The 20,129-nt window shown below is 53.2% G+C and carries 16 protein-coding genes; all 16 read left to right on the forward strand.

The window, feature by feature from the left end; all coding sequences use genetic code 11:
* The first annotated feature begins 155 nt into the window (after positions 1-155).
* The 16 genes from NYE26_RS06035 to NYE26_RS06110 all read left to right on the forward strand — a co-directional run bounded on the left by NYE26_RS06035 (position 156) and on the right by NYE26_RS06110 (position 20,066).
* Entirely contained in the window at positions 156-1,286 is a 1,131-nt protein-coding gene (locus NYE26_RS06035; RefSeq protein ID WP_339250465.1) for an IS4 family transposase, read from the forward strand.
* 547 nt (positions 1,287-1,833) lie between these two features.
* Entirely contained in the window at positions 1,834-5,184 is a 3,351-nt protein-coding gene (locus NYE26_RS06040) for a DUF5107 domain-containing protein (RefSeq protein WP_339257345.1), read from the forward strand.
* Positions 5,185-5,244: 60 nt separating this feature from the next.
* Positions 5,245-6,531 carry a cellulase-like family protein gene (locus NYE26_RS06045; RefSeq protein WP_339257347.1) on the forward strand — a complete coding sequence of 429 codons (1,287 nt, stop codon included), beginning with the start codon at positions 5,245-5,247 and terminating at the stop codon, positions 6,529-6,531.
* A gap of 212 nt (positions 6,532-6,743) precedes the next feature.
* Positions 6,744-7,613, forward strand: a complete 870-nt coding sequence (locus NYE26_RS06050; protein ID WP_339257349.1) for an Rpn family recombination-promoting nuclease/putative transposase — start codon at positions 6,744-6,746, stop codon at positions 7,611-7,613.
* A 72-nt stretch (positions 7,614-7,685) separates the two neighbouring features.
* Entirely contained in the window at positions 7,686-7,901 is a 216-nt protein-coding gene (locus NYE26_RS06055; RefSeq protein ID WP_339254629.1) for a hypothetical protein, read from the forward strand.
* Positions 7,902-8,015: 114 nt separating this feature from the next.
* On the forward strand, positions 8,016-8,501 hold the full coding sequence (locus NYE26_RS06060; RefSeq protein ID WP_036725835.1) for a molybdenum cofactor biosynthesis protein MoaE: 486 nt from the start codon (positions 8,016-8,018) through the stop codon (positions 8,499-8,501).
* A 19-nt stretch (positions 8,502-8,520) separates the two neighbouring features.
* Positions 8,521-9,228, forward strand: a complete 708-nt coding sequence (locus tag NYE26_RS06065; RefSeq protein ID WP_036725834.1) for a DNA alkylation repair protein — start codon at positions 8,521-8,523, stop codon at positions 9,226-9,228.
* 107 nt (positions 9,229-9,335) lie between these two features.
* A complete protein-coding gene (locus tag NYE26_RS06070; RefSeq protein ID WP_036725832.1) occupies positions 9,336-9,827 on the forward strand; it encodes a pyridoxamine 5'-phosphate oxidase family protein in 492 nt (163 codons plus the stop codon).
* Positions 9,828-9,980: 153 nt separating this feature from the next.
* Positions 9,981-10,562 carry an RNA polymerase sigma factor gene (locus NYE26_RS06075; RefSeq protein WP_245368292.1) on the forward strand — a complete coding sequence of 194 codons (582 nt, stop codon included), beginning with the start codon at positions 9,981-9,983 and terminating at the stop codon, positions 10,560-10,562.
* Entirely contained in the window at positions 10,544-11,728 is a 1,185-nt protein-coding gene (locus NYE26_RS06080) for a hypothetical protein (RefSeq protein ID WP_339254633.1), read from the forward strand. Before NYE26_RS06075 ends, NYE26_RS06080 begins: the two co-directional genes overlap by 19 nt.
* Positions 11,729-11,929: 201 nt before the next feature.
* Positions 11,930-13,279 carry an extracellular solute-binding protein gene (locus tag NYE26_RS06085; RefSeq protein ID WP_036725829.1) on the forward strand — a complete coding sequence of 450 codons (1,350 nt, stop codon included), beginning with the start codon at positions 11,930-11,932 and terminating at the stop codon, positions 13,277-13,279.
* A 175-nt stretch (positions 13,280-13,454) separates the two neighbouring features.
* On the forward strand, positions 13,455-14,417 hold the full coding sequence (locus NYE26_RS06090) for a sugar ABC transporter permease (RefSeq protein ID WP_036725828.1): 963 nt from the start codon (positions 13,455-13,457) through the stop codon (positions 14,415-14,417).
* A complete protein-coding gene (locus NYE26_RS06095) occupies positions 14,414-15,259 on the forward strand; it encodes a carbohydrate ABC transporter permease (protein WP_339254636.1) in 846 nt (281 codons plus the stop codon). The genes NYE26_RS06090 and NYE26_RS06095 overlap by 4 nt, the downstream gene beginning before the upstream one ends.
* 200 nt (positions 15,260-15,459) lie before the next feature.
* Positions 15,460-17,223 carry a sensor histidine kinase gene (locus NYE26_RS06100; protein ID WP_339254638.1) on the forward strand — a complete coding sequence of 588 codons (1,764 nt, stop codon included), beginning with the start codon at positions 15,460-15,462 and terminating at the stop codon, positions 17,221-17,223.
* A 43-nt stretch (positions 17,224-17,266) separates the two neighbouring features.
* Positions 17,267-18,871, forward strand: a complete 1,605-nt coding sequence (locus tag NYE26_RS06105) for a response regulator transcription factor (RefSeq protein WP_036725823.1) — start codon at positions 17,267-17,269, stop codon at positions 18,869-18,871.
* Between the two features lie 28 nt (positions 18,872-18,899).
* On the forward strand, positions 18,900-20,066 hold the full coding sequence (locus tag NYE26_RS06110) for a Gfo/Idh/MocA family oxidoreductase (protein WP_339254640.1): 1,167 nt from the start codon (positions 18,900-18,902) through the stop codon (positions 20,064-20,066).
* Positions 20,067-20,129: the final 63 nt, after the last annotated feature.

A 20,129-nucleotide genomic window follows, 5' to 3' on the forward strand; every position in this document is an offset into this window, starting at 1 on the left:
GTGCTCGGTGCTCGGTGCTCAGTGCTGGGATGCTGAGATGATGAAAATGTTGCACATTTTGTAAGCGTGTTGATTTCCCAAAAAAAGGGACAAGAAAGGCCGCCATTTCGGGTAATGGTAAGTACGACCAAACCAAACCGAAATGAGGCGACCTCATGAATAATAATACCCCATTCCTGGCCGTGTTCAAACAAGTATTAACTCCGGAAGAAGTCGAAATGGTGACTGGGCAAACCAAGAACTACGAGGATACAGGAATCAAAATGACTGTCGGTGTGTTGTTCGACTACTTTATCCAAGCCTGCTACCACAAATGGGATGGCTTTCGTCAAAGTGCTCGGGTGGGCTCGAACTACGATTTGCCCAAGGTTCATTACTCCACTCTTTCGGGCAAAGCCGGTGAAGTGCCTTACGATATCTTCAAGCGTTTGTTTCAAATGCTCGTCCAGAAATGTAACCGGCAAACCCGGCGGCACCTGAATCTGCCTAAAGATCTTCTGCTTATTGACTCTACGACGGTTACGGCGGCAAACTCCCGTATGTCTTGGGCTCCGTATAAAAAATTCAGAGGAGGTATCAAGCTGCATGTGGCCTTCTCGCATGGACAGCATTCACCCGTGAAGGTGGTCGAATCGATTGCCCGGCGCAATGACGCTCCATTTGGAGAAGTCTTGGCCGATAAGGACTACCTTCTAGTCCAGGATCGGGCATATGGAAAAATCGGTCGATTGGATCAATATGTGCAGCAAGGTCAGTCCTTTGTGATTCGTTTGAAAGACAATCTCCACTTGGTGTTGCCGCGAAAACGTCAGCGACCGGCAGAGGGAGACAGCAAAATTGTACGCGATATCACCTGTTATATCGGTCAAGGGAAACACCGATCCGCCCAGCGCCACCGCGTCGTTGAATTTGAAAATGACCGGGGCGAAGTCGTACGGGTCGTCACTGATTTGAGAAAAGAGTCCGCTCACGTGATTGCTGAAATTTACAAAGCACGCTGGGAGATTGAAGTCTTTTTCCGCTGGGTGAAACAGCATTTGAATGTCCCTTGTCTGTTTGGAACCACCGAAAATGCAGTGTATAGCCAATTGTTTGTGGCCCTTACCGCGTATGTGCTTCTGAAATACATTTTTGATGAAATTCATCCGAAGGTACCGGTCTTTGCTAAGCTGACTCTATGGGAATTTATGCAGTACTGGCGTATATTTAATCTTCCGCTGGAGTGGCAGGTTCAGCTTAATCAGCTCAGGCGTAAAGAACATTTAGGTGTTTTTGTCATCCCATAATATGGGTAATCAACACGCCTGCACATTTTGCAATTTTGATTCTCTGGTACAGTGGTGGCAGGGCGGATTGTTGCACAAAATGCAGGGATTTCCCCGTTTGGCCTCAGGAAGGAGGGCAGATGTTGATTTTTGTGCAACAATTCCGGTTTAAGGCTGAATTCAGGAGCGGAATGTTGCATTATGGGCAGGATTTATCCCAACCCCAACCCCAACGGTTGGGAAAGCGTATGCTCATCGCAGTGACGCCCGAAATCTAAGCTTACACAGAATAAGAATATAATCCATCACTTCCCGCATTTCGTCAATTGGAAACTCCCCGGCCAGCGGCTAGAGTAGAACTATCAAGTCAAGGGAGGCAGTGAAGGGCATGCAGTATGCAGGTGGGGGCAAGATGCCGGAGGCAGCCGGGGACAACGCTGACTACGGTGGCAATGGGGACAATGCGGATAATGTGGACAATCCGGACAACACGTACAATGCGGGCAATGCAGACAACACGGACAATACGGACAGCGCGGACAGGGTGCAGGTACGGGAGACCAGTGTGATGATACCAACCTATGAGGCAGGTGCCGCTGATCCAAATCCTATGTTTCTGGAGAAAAGAGTCTATCAGGGAAGCTCGGGGCGGGTGTATCCGCATCCTGTGATTGAGAGCATCTCGAATGTGAAGCAGGATAGGGCGTACAAGCTGATTATTCTGGAGAATGAATATCTGCGCATAGAGATCATGCCGGAGCTTGGGGGGCGGATCTACCGGGCGCTCGACAAGACGAACAATTATGATTTTGTCTATTATAACCGTGTAATCAAGCCTGCGCTGGTCGGCCTTGCAGGTCCCTGGATCTCCGGGGGCATTGAGTTCAACTGGCCGCAGCATCACCGCCCCAATACGTTCGGCCCGGTTGAATATAAGCTTGAGGCTGCTGAGGATGGAAGCGCTACCGTATGGGTGAGCGAGATTGACCGGATGTACGGAACGAAGGTTACGGCTGCGTTCAGACTCTATCCCGGGAGAGGCTATCTGGAGGTCCATGCGCAGTGTTATAACCGGACGCCGCTGCCGCAGACCTTCCTCTGGTGGGCCAACCCGGCGGTTGCGGTGAATGATCAGACGCAGTCTGTTTTTCCGCCTGATGTCACAGCCGTCTTCGATCATGGCAAAAGGGATGTATCGCGGTTCCCTATTGCGACCGGTACCTACTACAAACAGGATTATTCGGAAGGCGTGGACATCTCCCGCTATAAGAATATTCCGGTTCCGACCTCCTATATGGCCTACAAGTCGGATTATAATTTCGTCGGTGGATATGATCACGGTGTCCAGGCGGGGCTGCTGCATGTGGCTGATCATCATATCTCACCGGGAAAGAAGCAATGGACCTGGGGGAACGGGGAGTTCGGCCAGGCCTGGGACCGCCAGCTGACCGATGAAGACGGACCTTATATTGAACTTATGACAGGTGTGTACACCGATAATCAGCCTGACTTCACCTGGCTGCAGCCGTATGAGGAGAAGAGCTTCACCCAGTATTTCATGCCGTACAAGGGCATCGGTCTGGTGAAAAATGCCTCGGTAGACGCTGCGGTCAATCTGGAGGTGGATGCGGCATTAGCTCAGGCGGTGGTGAAGGTATACGTGACCTCACGGCTGGAGCAGGCCGTGATCAGCTTAAGCGGAGCCGCAGGCGAATATCTGCGGGAGACTGCAGATCTGTCTCCCGCAGAGGCTATAGAGCGTACGGTTATGCTGGACCATGGAGAGCAGGAGCATGACCTCAAGCTGACGGTCCATAGCGGGGAGGGCAGGCTGCTGGTCGCCTATCAGCCGAAGCGTCCGGAGATTGGGCGTATCCCTGAGGCGGCGAAGCCGCTGGCCCCGCCGGAAGAGCTGCGCTCAGCAGAGGAGCTGTATCTGGCCGGCCTGCATCTGGAGCAGTACCGGCATGCCACCTTTGAGCCGGAGGCCTATTATCTGGAGGGGCTTAAACGGGACAGCGGGGATATCCGGCTGAATGTAGCGTATGGAACGCTGCTGCTCCGCCGCGGGCAATATGCGCAGAGTGAGCCTTTGCTCCGCCGCGCCATTGAACGTCTAACCTCGCGTAATCCTAACCCGTATGACAGCGAAGCCTATTATCAGCTGGGGGTTGCCCTGCGCGGTCAGAACCGCCTGGATGAGGCTTTTGCTGCTTATTACAAAGCGGTATGGTCGGCAGCCTGGCAGGATGCAGGGTATTACTCACTAGCTCAGATTGCCTGCCGGCAGGGCCGGTATGCCGAGGCGCTGGAGCTGGCGGAGCGTTCGCTGATCCGCAATGCGCGTAACTATAAGGCGAGGAACCTCAAGTCAGCTCTCCTGCGGAGGCTTGGCCGGCCGCAGCAGGCGAGGGGATTCGCAAGTGAGACTGTGCAGCTTGATCCTGCTGATTTTGGCGCATATAACGAACTGGCCCTGGCCCTTGCAGCACTGGGTGACCCTGCTGCGGCAGAAGAGGCGCTGACAGAATTGGAACGGCTTATGCGTGATGATGCACACAATTACCTTAATCTTATGGCAGATTATATGGGCTGCGGACTGTATGCGGAAGCTCTTGCTGTAGGGGAGAGGGCGGCCCAGCGGGGCAGACCCGGATCTGAAACCGGATTCAAATCTGAACCTGAATCCGTCTATCCGATGCTGCATTATGCCCTTGGCGAATGTTATGAGTGTACGGGACAAGATGAGCAGGCACGGGAGGCCCGCCGCCAGGGGCAAGCAGCCTCCCCGCTGCACTGCTTCCCGAACTCCCTGTCCGAGCTTGAATGGCTGTTAAGTGCCGTCCGGGCGAATCCCCTGGATGATAAAGCCTATTACTATCTCGGCAATCTCTATTATGACAAGAAGCGGCCGGAGGAAGCGGCGGCAAGCTGGGAACGTTCACGTGAACTGAGAGGGGATTTCGCCATCGTTCACCGCAATCTGGCCCTGGCCTATTACAACAAGCAGCACAATCCTGAGGCGGCGCTCGCTTCACTGGAGCAGGCCTTCGCCTGTGCGCCGCAGGATGCGCGGATTCTGTATGAGCTGGATCAGCTGCGCAAGAAGCTCGCGTGGTCCGCCGGGGAACGGCTGGAACATCTTGAATCACGGCGCAGCTTGGTGGAGCAGCGGGATGATCTGTATATCGAATATGTAACGATGCTTAACCAGCTTGAGCGCTATGACGAAGCGGTTAGGGCATTAAGCTCGCGTAACTTCCATCCCTGGGAGGGCGGAGAGGGGAAGGTGACCGGGCAATACCAATTCGCCCACAGCGGGCTTGGCAGACTGGCACTGGAGAACGGGCAGTATGAAGCGGCGCTTGAGCATTTCCGGCTGGCGCTGGCCTATCCGCATAATCTGGGCGAAGGGAGGCTGGAAGGGGCGCAGGAGAATAATATTCAATATGCTCTTGGCCGGGTATACGAAGGACTTGGGCAAGAAGAAGAGGCTGAGCGCTGCTACAGGGCGGCTTCACAAGGTCTGGCGGAGCCGGCAAGTGCGGTGTTCTACAATGACCAGCCGCCGGAGATGATTTTCTACCAGGGGCTGGCCTGGTTGAGGCTTCGGCAGCCGAAGGAGGCCAAGCGCCGCTTCAATCTCTTGATCGATTATGCCGAGCGTCATCTTTTCGATGATATCAAGCTGGACTATTTCGCCGTATCGCTGCCGGATTTCCTGGTGTTTGAGGATGACCTCAACCGGCGCAATGTCATTCATTGCCGCTACATGCGGGGGCTCGGGCTTCTCGGGCTGGGCCGGTATGAAGCAGCGGCAGCGGAGCTTAATTCCGCTCTTGCCCTGGACCCTAATCATCAAGGAGCTGGGGTTCACAGACGGATGGCCGATCATGTCCTGAACCGGGGACAACTCTAAGCAGAAGGAGGACAACAGATTATGCATACAACAGGACGGCATAGGATTAGCATGGACAGTATGGATGCAGTGCTGAACAGATTGCCCCGCAAGCTTACCCTTACCATGTGGGATTTCTCCTGGTACACCATGACCTTGCCGGGCGAGCCTTATCATGATCTGGCGGCAAGATGCAAGGAGGCAGCCGACAGAGGATACAACACCATCCGGATCTGCGCCATGCCGTTCCTGTTATTCACAGCGGAAGGCAAACGCCCCGGACCGCTGCACTTCGGCAGTCTGGGGGAAGTGGGCCAGCGTACCCGCTGGTACAACTGCCGCGGCGGTGCCGAGCTGGACGGGCATGCGCATCTGCTGGAGCTGTTCAGGCAGGCCAAGGCGCAGGGACTCTATATTATGCTGTCTTCCTGGGAATATCAGCAGAGCCCCAGCTTCCTGGCCTATCCCGCGCTGCGTGATGAGCTGGCTGCAGTTGCTCCCGCAGAGCGGTTCATGACCCTGGCCCGGTCGATGGACCAGCTCATCCGGTATATCAAGGGGGAAGGCTTCGCTGATCGAATTGTTTATGCCGAGCTGCATAATGAAGTGGAATTCGGGCAGCTTACCGCCGTGGGTACCGTGCAGGGAATCGGCGCAGCGGATACGCCTAGGCTGGTGGAGGCCATGCAGCCTTATATCGAGGAAGCGGTGGGTTATCTCCGGGGGCAGCATCCCGATGTTCTGATCACAGCCAGCTATACACTGAACGAAGCTTATCCGAAGGCATATGTAGCCCGTAATTTACAGGTGGCTCACTATCATCTCTATATCAAAGGCGTGCTGAATGAGCTTATGGACGCAGCGGGGTTGAATGATGAGGGGGTGCCTTTTCCGAATACCTTTGTCCGGTCTATGCTGAGGGAAGATGCCCCGCCCTTCGGGGAATGGAACCTGCCCGCAGGGCAGGAGTGGCGGATGGAGGGCAATCCGGTCGGGATGAAGCTGATCTATCTGCATGATTGGGCCGACCCTGATCTATGGGATCTCTACCTGTATGACCGCTATGGAGCCCATAAGCTGGCGATGCTGCAAAAAGCGGACATGCGCCTGGAAGAAGCGCAGGAATGGGCGGTACATTCGGGCCTGCCGGTGGTAATCGGCGAAGGCTATGTCGGCTATACCCCGCTTCTTGCAGGCTTCGAGGAAGGCCCGGTCGGGAAATTCATTGCCGAGTATGCGCTGCGTAAGGGGATGGCACTGGGCTTCTGGGGCATGACGCTGTGTTCCAACTGTGCGCCGCATCATCCGTTCTGGCAGGATGTAGCCTGGCAGCAGCGGTGGAACCGGTACATTCTTGAAGCGGAGTAGCAGAGTCAGGGCGGCGGCCCGCTGGCTTGTCATGCTGCGTTTCTTCTTAGCGGACAGCCGTTCCGAAGTAACACGAGAGAGCGCATTGTCTTGGCTGTATGTTTTATAGAGCTTAGGGGACAGAATAGCAGTATATGGAGCCCAAAAAGCTGGCCTTGTCTACAACGAGTAGTTCTGCCATGATATAATCAGTGTATATGATTGGAGTGATAATCGTGGAATTACTCGACGCTCGGAATGACTTTATCTTCAAGAAAATTTTCGGCAGTGAGAATAACAAGGATGTCCTGCTGGCCTTCCTCAACAGTACCTTCATGGAGGCAGGCGAACCCCCGCTGACAGAAATTATATTAATGAATCCGTACACAGATAAGGATGCTCCAGTGGAGAAACAGTCTATTCTGGATATCAAGGCCAAAACGGCTGAGGGCAAACGGATCAACATCGAAATGCAGCTGTTCAATCCATACAATATGGAGAAGCGGACGCTTTTCTACTGGAGCGAGATGTATTACCACCAAATTCAAAAAGGCGACGATTACAGTCAATTGAAGAAGTGTGTGACGATCAATATACTGAACTACTCCTGTCTGCCGAATGACCGTCATCATAATGTGTTTCATCTTCGGGAAGATCATACCGGGATATCTCTTAACAATGATCTTGAGATTCATGTGATGGAATTAACAAAGCTCGAGGAGCAGGCCGTTCCATTAACTGGTGGTCTGATCAACTGGTTATTATTCCTGAAGGGTGTTGAACAACCAAATTGGGAGGTGCTAACCATGAATGAACCGATGTTGAAAAAAGCAATGGATACGCTAGAGTTCCTGAGTCAGGATGCCGCTACACGTATGGAATATGATGCCCGGATGAAGTATTTACGTGATGAGGCGTCACGAATGAACGGAGCGAAAGCTGAAGGACGAGCAGAGGGACGAGCAGAGGGTGAACGAAAAAAGGCAGAGGAAATGGTGCGTGAACTTCTTGCTCTTGGAGTGGAAACCTCCATTATTGTTAGAGCCTCAGGCCTCCCAGAGCAAGAAGTTTTAAGCTTGAAATCACAAACGGGGAAACACTGACCATGAATGAACCGATGTTGAAAAAAAGCAATGGATACGCTCGAGTTCCTGAGTCAGGATGCCGCTACACGTATGGAATATGATGCCCGGATGAAGTATTTACGTGATGAGGCGTCACGAATGAATGGTGCTAAGGCTGAGGGGATTGCTGAGGGGATTGCTGAGGGTGCAATTCGAGAAAAAAGAGAAACTGCTCGAAAGCTCTTGGCAATGGGACATGATTTTGATTTTATAGTTAAACTCACCGAGCTTTCAGAACAGGAAGTTCAGAACCTGCGGAAGAATTAACACTCCATGGATAAACCGGTGAAACTCATATTTTTCAAAAGACTGCTCCAACTTGGGGCAGTTTTTTTGGAAATATAAGTAATTTATATGTTTCACTCGAAAGGAAGTGAGCGAATGGGCCATTCGTTATTTGAAATTACAGAGTCCGCGATTATACCCGCTGAGGTATCTGATAAAGTTCTGCGCAGAGAAGCCGGGGCGATTACCTTATTCATTGGGACGGTGCGTGAGTTCACACAAGGGAAGAAAACCTTGTATCTTGAATATGAAGCATACCCGTCCATGGCTGTAACGCAGCTGAAGCGCATCGGGCAGGAAGTGCTGGAGCGCTGGCCGGATACGAAGGTTGCAGTCACCCACCGGATAGGTAAGCTTGAGATTACCGACATTGCAGTGGTCATCGCAGTCTCCTCGCCCCACCGTAAGGCTGCCTATGAAGCGAATGAATACGTGATTGAGCGGATCAAGCAAATCGTCCCCATCTGGAAAAAAGAAACCGGCGAGGACGGCAAAGCGTGGATTGGCGACCAGCTGAATCAAAATGCCTACCCTGAGGGCCGTCCGCTGCTGCCAGATATTCCGGCGGAAGACGAGAGGTAGCTAAAAGGAGGAACGTTCAATGAATGCAGAACAAGTGATGCAGGAGCTTGAAGCGCTTGGCAAGGAACGGACCAAGAAGATGTATACCGCAAACGGCGCACGGGAGCCGCTCTTTGGTGTGGCTACCGGTGCAATGAAGCCGATCTTCAAGCAAACCAAGATCGATCAGGCGCTGGCTGAGGAGCTGTATGCTACAGGTAATTATGATGCGATGTATTTTGCCGGGATCATTGCCGACCCGAATGGGATGACAGAAGCGGACTATAACCGCTGGATGGACGGGGCTTATTTCTATATGCTGTCTGATTTCGTGGTGGCTGTAACCTTGGCTGAAGCAGATATTGCCCAGCAGGTGGCGGATGAGTGGATCAGGAGCGGAGAGGATCTCCGGATGTCGGCAGGCTGGAGCTGTTACTGCTGGCTGCTGGGAAGCCGCCCCGATCAGGAGTTCCAGCGCGACAAGCTGGCCGGGATGCTGGAGCTTGTGGGTAAGACCATTCATGACTCCCCGGAGCGTACCCGGTACTCTATGAACAATTTTATGTATACCGTAGCCGTGTCCTATTTACCGCTGCATGATCTGGCATGTGAGACGGCGGAGCGGGTGGGTCCGGTCGAGGTGGACAAGGACAAGCCGAAGAGCAAGCTCATCAGCGCTTACGATAATATTATGAAGGCTGTCGGCAAAGGACGGACCGGCTTCAAACGCAAACATGTACGCTGCTGATTTCCCGGTTTTCACCGGCATCCGGTAATGCTTCGCCGCTTCTGGTTAATAAATGCTATGCATTTGGATAACCTATTCCCTATCCCGGAAGAAAAGAGGCGGTTAAGATGTCAACTACACACCATAGTCACGAGGAAGCCGTTGAGACGGTCCGCAAGCTGATCAAGGGTATTGATATGGCTATGCTTACCACGATTTCGGAGGAAGGGCTGGTCTCCCGGCCTATGAAGACACAGGAGGTTGAATTCGACGGAGACTTGTGGTTCCTGACCAAGAAGGATACGAGCAAGTTCGGGGAGATACTGTATGACCCGCGCGTCAATGTCGTGTATGCCGACAAGTCCTATGTCTCCATCCGTGGAACGGCCGAGATTGTAACCGATGTAAGTAAGAAAAAAGAGTTTTGGAGTGCAGGGTACGAGGCGTTCCTGAAGACAAGCTATGATGACCCGAATGTCATTCTGATTAAAGTCCATGCCGAAGCGGCTGAATACTGGAAGAGCGGCAACCTGGCCGAGAAGGCGGTATACATGTTCAAACGGATGACCGGCCAGGACACTGACAAGCTGAATCTGAATCAGACGGTCGAGCTGGAGTAGAGTAGACAGACAGACAGACGGTTCTAGGAAGCCATAGGTTCATAGGTTCTGCAACGGAGAGATCAACAGAATTCATCTGTGGGTCTCTTTTTTTGCTGTGGAGCCGGGAAAAGATAATTGTCACATTACATACGGCTCAAGTGTTATATCTATATGATTTGCAGAAAGGAGATTATCGTGGACCCTATCGAAGAGAAAATTAGAAGGATACAAGACGGGGAAGGAGGCCTGTACTCGGATGTGATCAGGCTGTACCAGCAACGGATTTACCTCTATTGTTACCGCTTGCTGAATAACAAGGAAGATGCGGAAGATGCGGTACAGGACATCCTGATCAAGGCCTACCAGAATATCGGGCAGTACAAGCCTCAGGCAGATTTCACCTCATGGCTCTACAAAATTGCTTATCATCACTGCCTGAACCTGCTGCGGCGGCAGAAATTCCAGCAGCAGGTGCGGAAGCTGCTCCGGCAGGAGGTTACGGAGAAAAGTGCAGAGCAAATAGCCCAGAACCGCCTGTTCAGCGAGCCGGTCTCGGCTGCTCTGGGGAAGCTGGATGTGGAGGACCGGAATCTATTGATCCTGCGGATTTATGAAGATAAATCATTTGCGGAAATCAGTGAAATTCTGGGTGTGAGTACGGCTACCGTACGCAAAAGATATGAACGGACCAGGGAAAAACTTAAAAAAGCGATTGAGAGAAAGGAGAAACAATTATGGGCAAGCGTGAATTAACTCCAGAGGAGCAGTTTCTGAAGGAGGGAGACCGTTCAGCACATTGGAACACCGTTGATGTTCATGAACCAGTAATGAAGGCGCTCGGGCTTGAGGGGGCATTGACTGCTGAAGAAGACGAGACTCTGCTTCAGACCCTTCCGCCAAGCGGAGAGGCACCAAAAGTAATGCGCAGAATGGAAACAAGAACCGGGCGGAGACAGAAGCGGATGCCGGTGAAGGGCTGGGCGGCGGCGGTCCTGGCACTGGTCTTGCTGGGCGGCGGCTATACCCAATTCTCCGGCAAACTCCAGCAAGGAGCTGAAGCTCAGAGTTCGGGTGAAGTCCGGCAGGGGGCCGGAGCCCCGTATAAGGTGCTTCCGTATCAGCCGCTTCCGGCGACGGCTTCCGGCGGAATGCTGATTGAGAAGGCGAAAGAACCCTTGAAGCCTTATATCCCGGAAGCACAGCCGGGTATTGAGCATGAAGCCAACCAGAAGCTGAGTATTCTCTATAACCAGAAATATTCAAAGGGGGCAGCACTCATGAAGGAGTTGCTGCTTCCCGGAGAGTATGCCACCTATGTAATTACGCGTGAAGACGAGGAGGGAGAGGGGAGTATGAACATGTATCGCCCGCCCCTCACGTTCAAGGACTATACCGCCTATAAGACTAGTGTAGAGGAGCACAACGCTCCGGTCCTGGAGCAGCCGGCGTATCTGCCGGAAGGGTATGCCCTGGACGAGGCAATCATTAAGCCTTCTTTCTTAAAAGTTCCGGATGTGCAGGAGCTTAAAGGCGGAAACGAGAGAGACCTGGGAGACAACTTCCAGTTGGCCTGGAGAGTGGAGAAGGCGGAGAACATTGACTACCCGTATTCCTCACTGGTATACAAGAAGGGGGAGGTTCAGGTGAGAATCGGTGTCTCACGTGTGGATGACTACCAAAACCCGGCTGATAAGCTCTCGTGGAGTGAACATACAAAGATGGAGAATATAGAGATCAAAGGCAGACAAGCTATTTTTTCGGATGACTCCGGCAACAAGGAGCTTGACTTAGGGTTTAAGTACGAGTTAGTTTGGTCTGATCCGAGTGGAAAGGTTATCTATTCTGTGATCGCCGGCCAGGAGAATACGGAGCTAACGAAAGACGAGCTTATCGGCATTGCCGCCAGTATGATGAAATAAGTAACGCAGAGTTGACACTCAGGGCTGTTTCCCTATCTTAGGATAGCGGAGCAGCCTTTGAATGTTTTTGGACTGTCTGCAGGATGGCATATTCGTAAGATTTTATAAGAATTCGTGCATTGCTCTCCTATGAACTTCAATTCCATATTGTTACTATAGCAATGTAGCAAGAGAATACAGATGTATACAGGAGGGTTAAAGATGTTGAAATGGAAGCGTTCTCTTTCGGTCCTGGCGATGACAGCGATATTAGGTACACTGGCTGCCTGCGGCGGCGGAGGGAATAAAGTAAACAATGCAGGAGGGGCTACAGAAGCACCTGCCAGCACCAATGCTGCTGCGACGGCTGCTGCAACTGATGCACCAAGCACCAATGAGCCGGTCAAGCTGCGGATTATGTGGTGGGGCTCCCAGCCGCGTCACGAAGCTACCCTGGCGGCCCTGGAATTGTACACGAAGAATAATCCGAACGTAACCTTCGAGCCGGAGTATTCCGGTATGGACGGTTATCTGGACAAATTATCCACGCAGGCTGCGGCCAACAACGCACCTGATGTTGTTCAGCTTGACCCGGGCTGGATGCCGGACTGGATGGCCCGCCAGCAGCTGGCCGACCTGGCTCCTGAGGTGGATGTAAGCAAATTCGACGCGAAGCTGCTGTCAGGCGGCCAATTGGACGGCAAGCAGTATGCCGTTCCGCTCGGCTCGGTGGCCTTCGGTATGGTATATGATAAAGCCGCTATGGATAAGCTGGGCATTGCGAATCCGGCTAACGGCTGGACCTGGGATGAGTTCTTCGCCCTGGCGAAGGAATCCAAGTCCAAGCTGCCGAAGGGACAGTATTTCACCCTCGACTATGCAGGTAACTATTTCATGTACTCGGCGTATCAGTATGCCAGAGGCAAAGGGCAGGTCATCACAGATGACGGCCACTTCAACGTGGATGAAGCCACTTATCTGGACTGGACCCGCAAGTTCGAAGAGCTCCGCAAGGAAGGGCTTGTTCCTCCGGCGGATGTGAATGCCTCCGATAAGGAGAATGATCCGCAAATGGATCTGCTCGCAGCAGGCAAGGTGCTGTTCCGTTACAGCTTCTCCAACAATCTGGGAACCTGGGACAGCATTAAGCCGGGAGCCTACGCACTTGTAACCATGCCGCGTGCCGAAGAGGCCGGAGGCTGGCTGAAGCCGTCGATGTACATGGCGGTCTCCAAGAACTCCAAGCATGCTGAAGAAGCCAAGAAATTCATCAACTGGTTCGTGAATGATGCTGAGGCTGCCCAAATCACCAAGACCTTCCGTGGCCTCCCGGCCAACAAGGATAACGCCGCTCTGCTGGAAGCTAATATGAGCGATCTGGATAAGGTAGGCTTGGCTCTGCTCCGTGCTACGGAGCCGGATGGCCAGACCTGGTCGGCCGGAGCCGGCGGCTGGACGAACTTCGTGGATAAAGACTGGGTACTGGTCCGTGACCAGCTCAGCTTCGGTAAATCCACACCGGAAGAGGCGTTCAAGCAGCTGAAGGAAGCCTCGCTATCCTACGAGAAATAAGGTATGAACTGTAAGCCCGGGACAGCAATGTTCCGGGCTTTATCTTTTTAAAACATAAGAATGTACGAATTAATCGTTATATTTTGAAAGAATTCGAGCATTGCCCTCCTTTAGCCAAAGTGCGGGCCAATACTATACTTAAGCTATACAAATTGACCACAAGAGGTGACCACAGATGAACCGCTCCACAACCACTTTAGCCCAAGCCTCGCCAGCGCCGAAAAAAAGCTCCTATTTCAAAAGCCGGTGGAACGCTCCGCTTGCAGGCTATTTGTTTATTTCGCCCTGGCTGATCGGGTTCCTGGTACTGACGGCGTATCCGTTGTTCTTATCCCTGTATTATTCGTTTACCGACTACACCCTGATGCAGCCGATGAAATGGATCGGGTCCCGCAATTACGAACGGATTTTCACCGCAGACCCCAAATTCATTCAATCCGCCAAAGTCACAGTCATGTATGTGCTGGCCTCCGTGCCGCTTAAGCTGATTGCGGCCCTGCTCGTGGCCATGGTACTCAGCAGAGCGGTCAGAGGGATTAGCGTCTACCGCACAGCGATCTATTTCCCTTCTCTAATCGGAGGCAGTATCGGGGTATCGCTGCTCTGGCGTAACATCTTCGGGGTAGACGGGATTTTTAACAAGCTGATTGCCGTCTTTGGCATCGAAGGGAAAAGCTGGATTACCAACCCGGACACCGCGCTTAGCACACTGATTCTGCTCACGGTCTGGCAATTCGGCTCCACCATGGTTATCTTCCTGGCAGGGCTGAAGCAGATTCCCAATGACTTGTATGAAGCTTCCTCGGTAGACGGGGCGAACAGGTTCATTCAATTCTTCCGCATTACATTGCCTATGCTGTCGCCGATTCTCTACTTCAACCTGATTATGGCCGTGATCAACGCCTTCCAGATGTTCACCTCGGCCTTCGTGATTACGAATGGCGGACCGATGAACGCTACATATGTATATGCCATGTATTTGTACGAACGGGCCTTCAGCCGCTACGAGCTGGGCTACGCTTCTGCATTGGCCTGGATTATGCTGGTCGCCATTGTGGCCGCAACACTTCTGATCTCTTACACCTCGAAGTACTGGGTATTCTATGAGACTGACACTGGAGGGAAAAAACGCAAATGACAACTTTGAATTGGAAGCCTGCACTCCGGCATGTGTTCATGATTCTCTTCAGCTTCCTCATGGTCTATCCGATTGTCTGGTGGGTCGGAGCCTCGCTGAAGGACAGCACCGAGCTGAGTTCACCGGGAATCTTCCCGTCCGTTCCGCAATGGGAGAACTTCACCAAAGGCTGGAACTCGGTGCCCGGACATACATTCACTGATTTCTATCTTAACACCTTCTGGCTGGAAATTATGGTGCTGATCGCAACGCTTCTATCTACTACACTGGTTGCTTTCGGATTCGCCAGACTGGATTTTCCGCTGAAGAAATTCTGGTTCTCGATTCTGATGCTGACGCTGATGATGCCGGGCCAGGTGCTGATTATTCCCCAGTATGCCTTGTTCCATCAGCTGGGCTGGGTGAACACGTATTTGCCGTTTGTCGTTCCCCATTTGCTGGCGGGCGGGGCCGGCGGAAGCTTCTTCGTCTTCCTGCTGATCCAGTTCATCCGCGGCGTGCCCAAGGAGCTGGACGAATCGGCCAAAATCGACGGCTGCTCCTGGTTCGGGATTTTCTGGAGAGTGGTCATGCCGCTCGCCTTCCCGGCGGTCGTTACGGTGACGATCTTCTGCTTCCTGTGGAACTGGGATGACTTCCTGGGACACCTCCTGTACATCAACACGGTAGACAAATACACGGTGGGACTTGCGCTGCGCATGATTAATGACTCCCAGTCTGCAGCCGAGTGGGGCCAGCTTCTGGCCATGTCGCTTGTCTCTATTGTTCCGGCAACGCTTGTGTTCACCTTCCTGCAAAAGTATTTCGTGGACGGGATTGCGACAACAGGCATAAAGGGATAAGATGCAAGTGGAAACGACTTTGCCGTCCTTTTAAAGGGCGGTACCGTTTCAGCGAGAAATAGAAGGATAAGTTATTGTGTGAAACAGATAAATTCTTATATTTTTAAAAAACATCCGTCCGATAACGGTAAAGCGCCTGAGCCTTATTCGACGCTTTACCGTTTATTTCGTATGAAGCGGAGGCGAAGGAAGGGGATCGCTTGACCAATCCTTTTAAAAAGTACAGGATCGACCGTCTGTTTTTTCACAGCTTTGCCATTATAATTATTCTGGTGATAGCGGTAACGGCTTGGACCAGCTACAGCAACTCCTCCAAGGCCCTTGTACAGACCACCTCCCATTATCAGCAGCGGCTGCTGGATGAGTTGAACAATGAGATTACCACCCGGCTCGATATGATTGAGCAGATCTCACTATCCACCTCCCGGGACAACGAGCTGACGACCTTTCTCTTAAACAGGCAGGATGATTTCGAGCGGTACCGCAAGCGTGTAAGCGTTGAGAGTGCGCTTGGCAATTTGACCTATGCCATTCCGTTGATTCAAGGGATTGACCTGTATATGGATGAGCCGATGCCGAGCGACGGCCAGAGCTATATCCAATTCCGGAATATTCGCGATCTGGATAAACAGTCCTGGGCCAGGAATCTGGTGAAAAGCGATTTCGCCTGGTCGGGGGAACATTCCATTCCCAGTGTGCAGGGAGACATTCCGGTGCTTAGCTTCGCCCGGAAAATCATGAACGAGAACGACTATCTCGGTGTGCTTGTCGTTCATATTAAAGCCAGGGAAATCCGTGCGCTGCTGACCGGCAACTCCTCCGGGTCGAACCGGATCATGGCGGACAGCGCCGGCAAGCAGATTCTGAGCATCGGGGAGACGCTGGAGCAGAGCGAGTGGTCGAAATGGATCGACCTCAAGAGCAACAAATCCGGCTATGTCCACATTCCCGGCGATAAGGATACCGGCAATACGCTGCTGGTCTACTCCAGAATGGATAATTCCATCTGGACGCTGATTGAGTTCACCTCCTGGAAGCAGATTACGGCAAGCAGTCTGGAGCTGGCGGAATGGATCGGGCTGATCGGGATTGGAGCGATTCTGCTGGTCCTGCTATTGACGCATTATCTGAGCAGGCAATTCTCCAAGCCCATTAAGCAGCTTGTAAGCGCTATGAGAATATATTCAGTCGGCGGGCACAAGGAAGAGCTGCCAAGCGACTACGAGAATGAATTCGGTTATTTATTCTCCGGCTACCGCAAGCAGACCGAGCGTATCGAGGAGTTGTACCTGTCGCTGGAGCGGCGGTACGAGCAGCAGCGCAAAGCGGAGATTGAGGCCTTGCAGGCCAATATCAATCCCCATTTTCTCTACAATATGCTGGACCAGCTCAACTGGATGGCAATTGAGGCCGGACAGGATGAGCTGAGCCGGATTCTGGAGCTGATGGGCCAGATGTTCAGGATCGGCTTATCCAACGGGGCAAGCTTCATTATGGTATCGGAGGAATTGCAGCATATCCAGTGTTATCTCGAAATCCAGCAGCTCCGCTGGGGCGACGGTCTGGAGTACACGATCGAGGTGGAACCGGGGCTTCAGGAGGCTTATCTTCCCAAGCTCACCCTGCAGCCGTTCGTGGAGAATTCCATTGTGCACGGCTTCAATAAGCAGCGCAGCGGATATGTCTGGATCTCCTTAACTAAGGTAGAGGAGACGCTGCAGATTATAATTGATGATAACGGGGCAGGCCTGAAGCAGCCGGAGGCGCGGCCGCACAGGCGGCATACCGGCGGCTATGGCATACGGAATGTGAGAGAGCGGATTGCCGGATATTTCGGAAATGACTACGGGGTTACACTGAGTGAACGTGAAGAGGGAGGGACCCGGGTAGAGATTGTTCTGCCGCTGCTCACAGAGGCTCCGGCACAGATACTGACTGCTTCTCTCGCTGCGAAGGAAGGCTGAGGACAGCTGCTGCGGGCCAGAGAAGCTTAAGGAGGCAGACATGATGTGGAAGATCGCTATTATTGACGATGAGCGCCAAGTACTTCAGGGGATGAAACGGGCGATTCCATGGGAGGAGCTGGGTGCGGAATGGGCCGGTGAGGCGCTGAACGGGGAGGACGGTCTGGCGATGATCCGGGCAACCAGCCCGGACATTGTAATCACGGATATCTATATGCCGGTAATGAGCGGCCTGGAGATGATGGAGCAATTAAGGAACGAGGGCTTCAAGGGCAAAATCATTATTCTAAGCGGTTATTCAGACTTCGAGCATGCCAGACAAGCCCTCCGGCTTCAGGTCAGTGACTATGTCTCCAAGCCGATCAGTCTGCCTACGCTTAGAACGATCCTGCACAAGGTTATTGCAGAGCTGCTCAGAGAGCAGGAGAAGGTGATCAGACAAGGCGAGCTGGAGCTGAAAATGATGCTGTATGAGCCTTTTGTCGAGAAGGAATGGGTCCGGTCCGCTGCGGTCGGCACCCTGGAGCCTTCGTACCGGAACAATTCCCATCTTCCGCCTTCGTATCATTACTGGCTGGAAGGCAGGCATGCAAGCATAGGGATCGAGCTGATCCGTGATGACCGGGCCAGCTCCTTCTCGGTCTCGGACTGGAATCTGCTGCGCTTCGCAGTCAGTAACATTGCCTGTGAGGTTACGCGCAAGCATTACGCTAATATGGAATACACTGAGCTGAACAGCTACCGGGCCTTGCTGATTATTCACCCCGAGGCAGAATGCACACAGCAGCTGGAGGAGCTGGGGACCCGGCTGGTCGACAGCATCCACTCGTATCTCAGGCTGGTAGTCCGCATAGGGATTGGAGGACTGAAGGATACATGGACGAAGATTCCAGAATCGACGGAGGAGGCGTTCCGCGCCATGGATCACGGAGCCTTACGGATCAGTCCGGCCTATGAGGTGTACTGCTACCGGGAGAGCCACAGCAGCGGGCAGGACCGTGGGGTGCTCTTCCCGGTGAAGTTCTCTTACAAGCTGGCCGCCGCGATGAAGGCTTCACAGGAGGCGGAGGCGCAGCAGCTTGTATACGGATACATTACCGAGCTGCAAGCGCAGCAAGGGGTCTCCGCCAGCTATGTGCAGATGCTCGGCAGCGAGCTATGGGGCATTATCACCTACTCCCTGTATGAGTCCGGATTCGTGCTCGATGATCTGTTCACCAATGACCAGATTGCCCAGGAGATCGGCAACCTGGCCATACCCGACCAGCTGGCAAGCTGGTTGTCCGCCAAAATCACAGCCATCTGTGCCAGCCGTCAATGGAAGGGCAGCAGTAAGCACCGGCAGGTCGTTGATTTCATGACGAACTACATTCATGAGCATTATGCCGAGGAGCTTACGCTGGCTGATCTGTCGGATAAGGTGTTCATCTCCCGGAATCATTTGTCGATTATTTTCAAGAACATTACCGGGGAGACCTTCAACAATTACCTGACCCGGGTACGGATTGAGAAGGCCAGGGAGCTGCTCATGGAACGCAATATGCTGGTCTATGAAGTGGCGGAGCGGGTTGGCTACAAGAACATTCCTTATTTCAGTACTCTATTCAAGAAGATCACCGGCATGAATCCCACGGAGCTGATCAAATGATGACACATATAATCCGCTAGAGACAAGTATGATGATAGAAGCCGCGATGACAGAGCAGGGACTTGCGGCTGAGCTGCATCAACATCAATGTGTCATCAAGGAGGACAGGGGTATGCCCGTTAACTTCAGCATTATCGGCGGAGGAGGATTCCGCGCACAGTATTATTTACGAATTGCCCGGGTCTTGCCGGACCTGTTTCGGATCGGCGGCCTTGTAGTCAGGGACCGGGCCCAGGGACAGGAGATAGAAGCTGCGTGGGGTGTTCAGACATACCGTTCCCTTGACGAGCTGCTGCGGAATGAGGACCCGGATTTCGCAGTAGTCTCCGTCAGCGGCGGGGCGGCAATGAACTATTTGTACCAGCTGGCCGAGATTGGCCTTCCGGCGCTGACAGAGACACCGCCTGCCTCCAGTCTGGAAGAGCTGGAGCAGCTGCATAAGGAGCTGACTGTGCACGGGGCCTGGATACAAGTCGCAGAGCAGTACCCGTACCATCCGGTCCAGGAGGCGCGGCTGTCATTGATCCGCTCCGGCAGGCTGGGCAGAATCACCGAGACGACGGTCTCGGTATCCCATCTGTATCATGGGGCAGCCCTGATGCGCAGGATGCTCGGCATCGGGTTCGAGGAGGCGGTCATCCGGGGGATGCGGTTCGACTCCAGCTGGGTTGGCGGACCAACCCGCAGCGGCCCTCCGGCTGAAGACAAGCTGATTCCGCTGCAGAGGGATCTGGCCTGGCTGGATTTTGGAGACCGGCTGGGCCTTTACGATTTCACCAAGGACCAGCACCGCTCATGGACGCGCTCGAATCATCTTAGCGTGCGCGGAGAGCGCGGGGAGATCTTCGACAACCGGGTGCTGATCCAGCAGGAGAATCTGGTGCCACTGCAAATGGAGCTGAAGCGCATCAACCGTGGAGAACAGGAGAATGCCGAAGGCTATTACCTCCAAGGGATAATTTGCGGAGAGCAATGGCTGTATAACAACCCGTTCGCCCCGGCTCGGCTGTACGATGATGAGCTCGCCATTGCGTCCTGTCTGGACAAGATGGCCCTCTATGCGGCTGGCGGCCCCGGATTCTACGGACTGGAGGAAGCCTCGCAGGATGTATACCTCGGCAAGCTGATTGAGAAGGCCATTGAGTCCGGCGAAACCGTAAGAGCAGAGCGGATGTGCTGGGCGGAGGGGAAGTAGGGTTGCGGCGGGGAGTGTAGCTGCTGGTTATGCTGCTCACATTCTGGCCCGGCTTGAGCTATT

Origin of the sequence: Paenibacillus sp. FSL P2-0136, from assembly GCF_037975325.1 — a bacterium.
Classification (GTDB): Bacteria; Bacillota; Bacilli; order Paenibacillales; family Paenibacillaceae; genus Paenibacillus_AQ; species Paenibacillus_AQ silagei.

Excerpts from the sequence above, each read along its gene's own strand:
- NYE26_RS06035 (WP_339250465.1), top strand. The coding sequence starts at position 156 with ATGAATAATAATACCCCATTCCTGGCCGTGTTCAAACAAGTATTAACT.
- NYE26_RS06040 (WP_339257345.1), top strand. The coding sequence starts at position 1,834 with ATGATACCAACCTATGAGGCAGGTGCCGCTGATCCAAATCCTATGTTT.
- NYE26_RS06045 (WP_339257347.1), top strand. The coding sequence starts at position 5,245 with ATGGATGCAGTGCTGAACAGATTGCCCCGCAAGCTTACCCTTACCATG.
- NYE26_RS06055 (WP_339254629.1), top strand. The coding sequence starts at position 7,686 with ATGGAATATGATGCCCGGATGAAGTATTTACGTGATGAGGCGTCACGA.
- NYE26_RS06060 (WP_036725835.1), top strand. The coding sequence starts at position 8,016 with ATGGGCCATTCGTTATTTGAAATTACAGAGTCCGCGATTATACCCGCT.
- NYE26_RS06065 (WP_036725834.1), top strand. The coding sequence starts at position 8,521 with ATGAATGCAGAACAAGTGATGCAGGAGCTTGAAGCGCTTGGCAAGGAA.
- NYE26_RS06070 (WP_036725832.1), top strand. The coding sequence starts at position 9,336 with ATGTCAACTACACACCATAGTCACGAGGAAGCCGTTGAGACGGTCCGC.
- NYE26_RS06075 (WP_245368292.1), top strand. The coding sequence starts at position 9,981 with ATGATTTGCAGAAAGGAGATTATCGTGGACCCTATCGAAGAGAAAATT.
- NYE26_RS06080 (WP_339254633.1), top strand. The coding sequence starts at position 10,544 with ATGGGCAAGCGTGAATTAACTCCAGAGGAGCAGTTTCTGAAGGAGGGA.
- NYE26_RS06085 (WP_036725829.1), top strand. The coding sequence starts at position 11,930 with ATGTTGAAATGGAAGCGTTCTCTTTCGGTCCTGGCGATGACAGCGATA.
- NYE26_RS06090 (WP_036725828.1), top strand. The coding sequence starts at position 13,455 with ATGAACCGCTCCACAACCACTTTAGCCCAAGCCTCGCCAGCGCCGAAA.
- NYE26_RS06095 (WP_339254636.1), top strand. The coding sequence starts at position 14,414 with ATGACAACTTTGAATTGGAAGCCTGCACTCCGGCATGTGTTCATGATT.
- NYE26_RS06105 (WP_036725823.1), top strand. The coding sequence starts at position 17,267 with ATGTGGAAGATCGCTATTATTGACGATGAGCGCCAAGTACTTCAGGGG.
- NYE26_RS06110 (WP_339254640.1), top strand. The coding sequence starts at position 18,900 with ATGATGATAGAAGCCGCGATGACAGAGCAGGGACTTGCGGCTGAGCTG.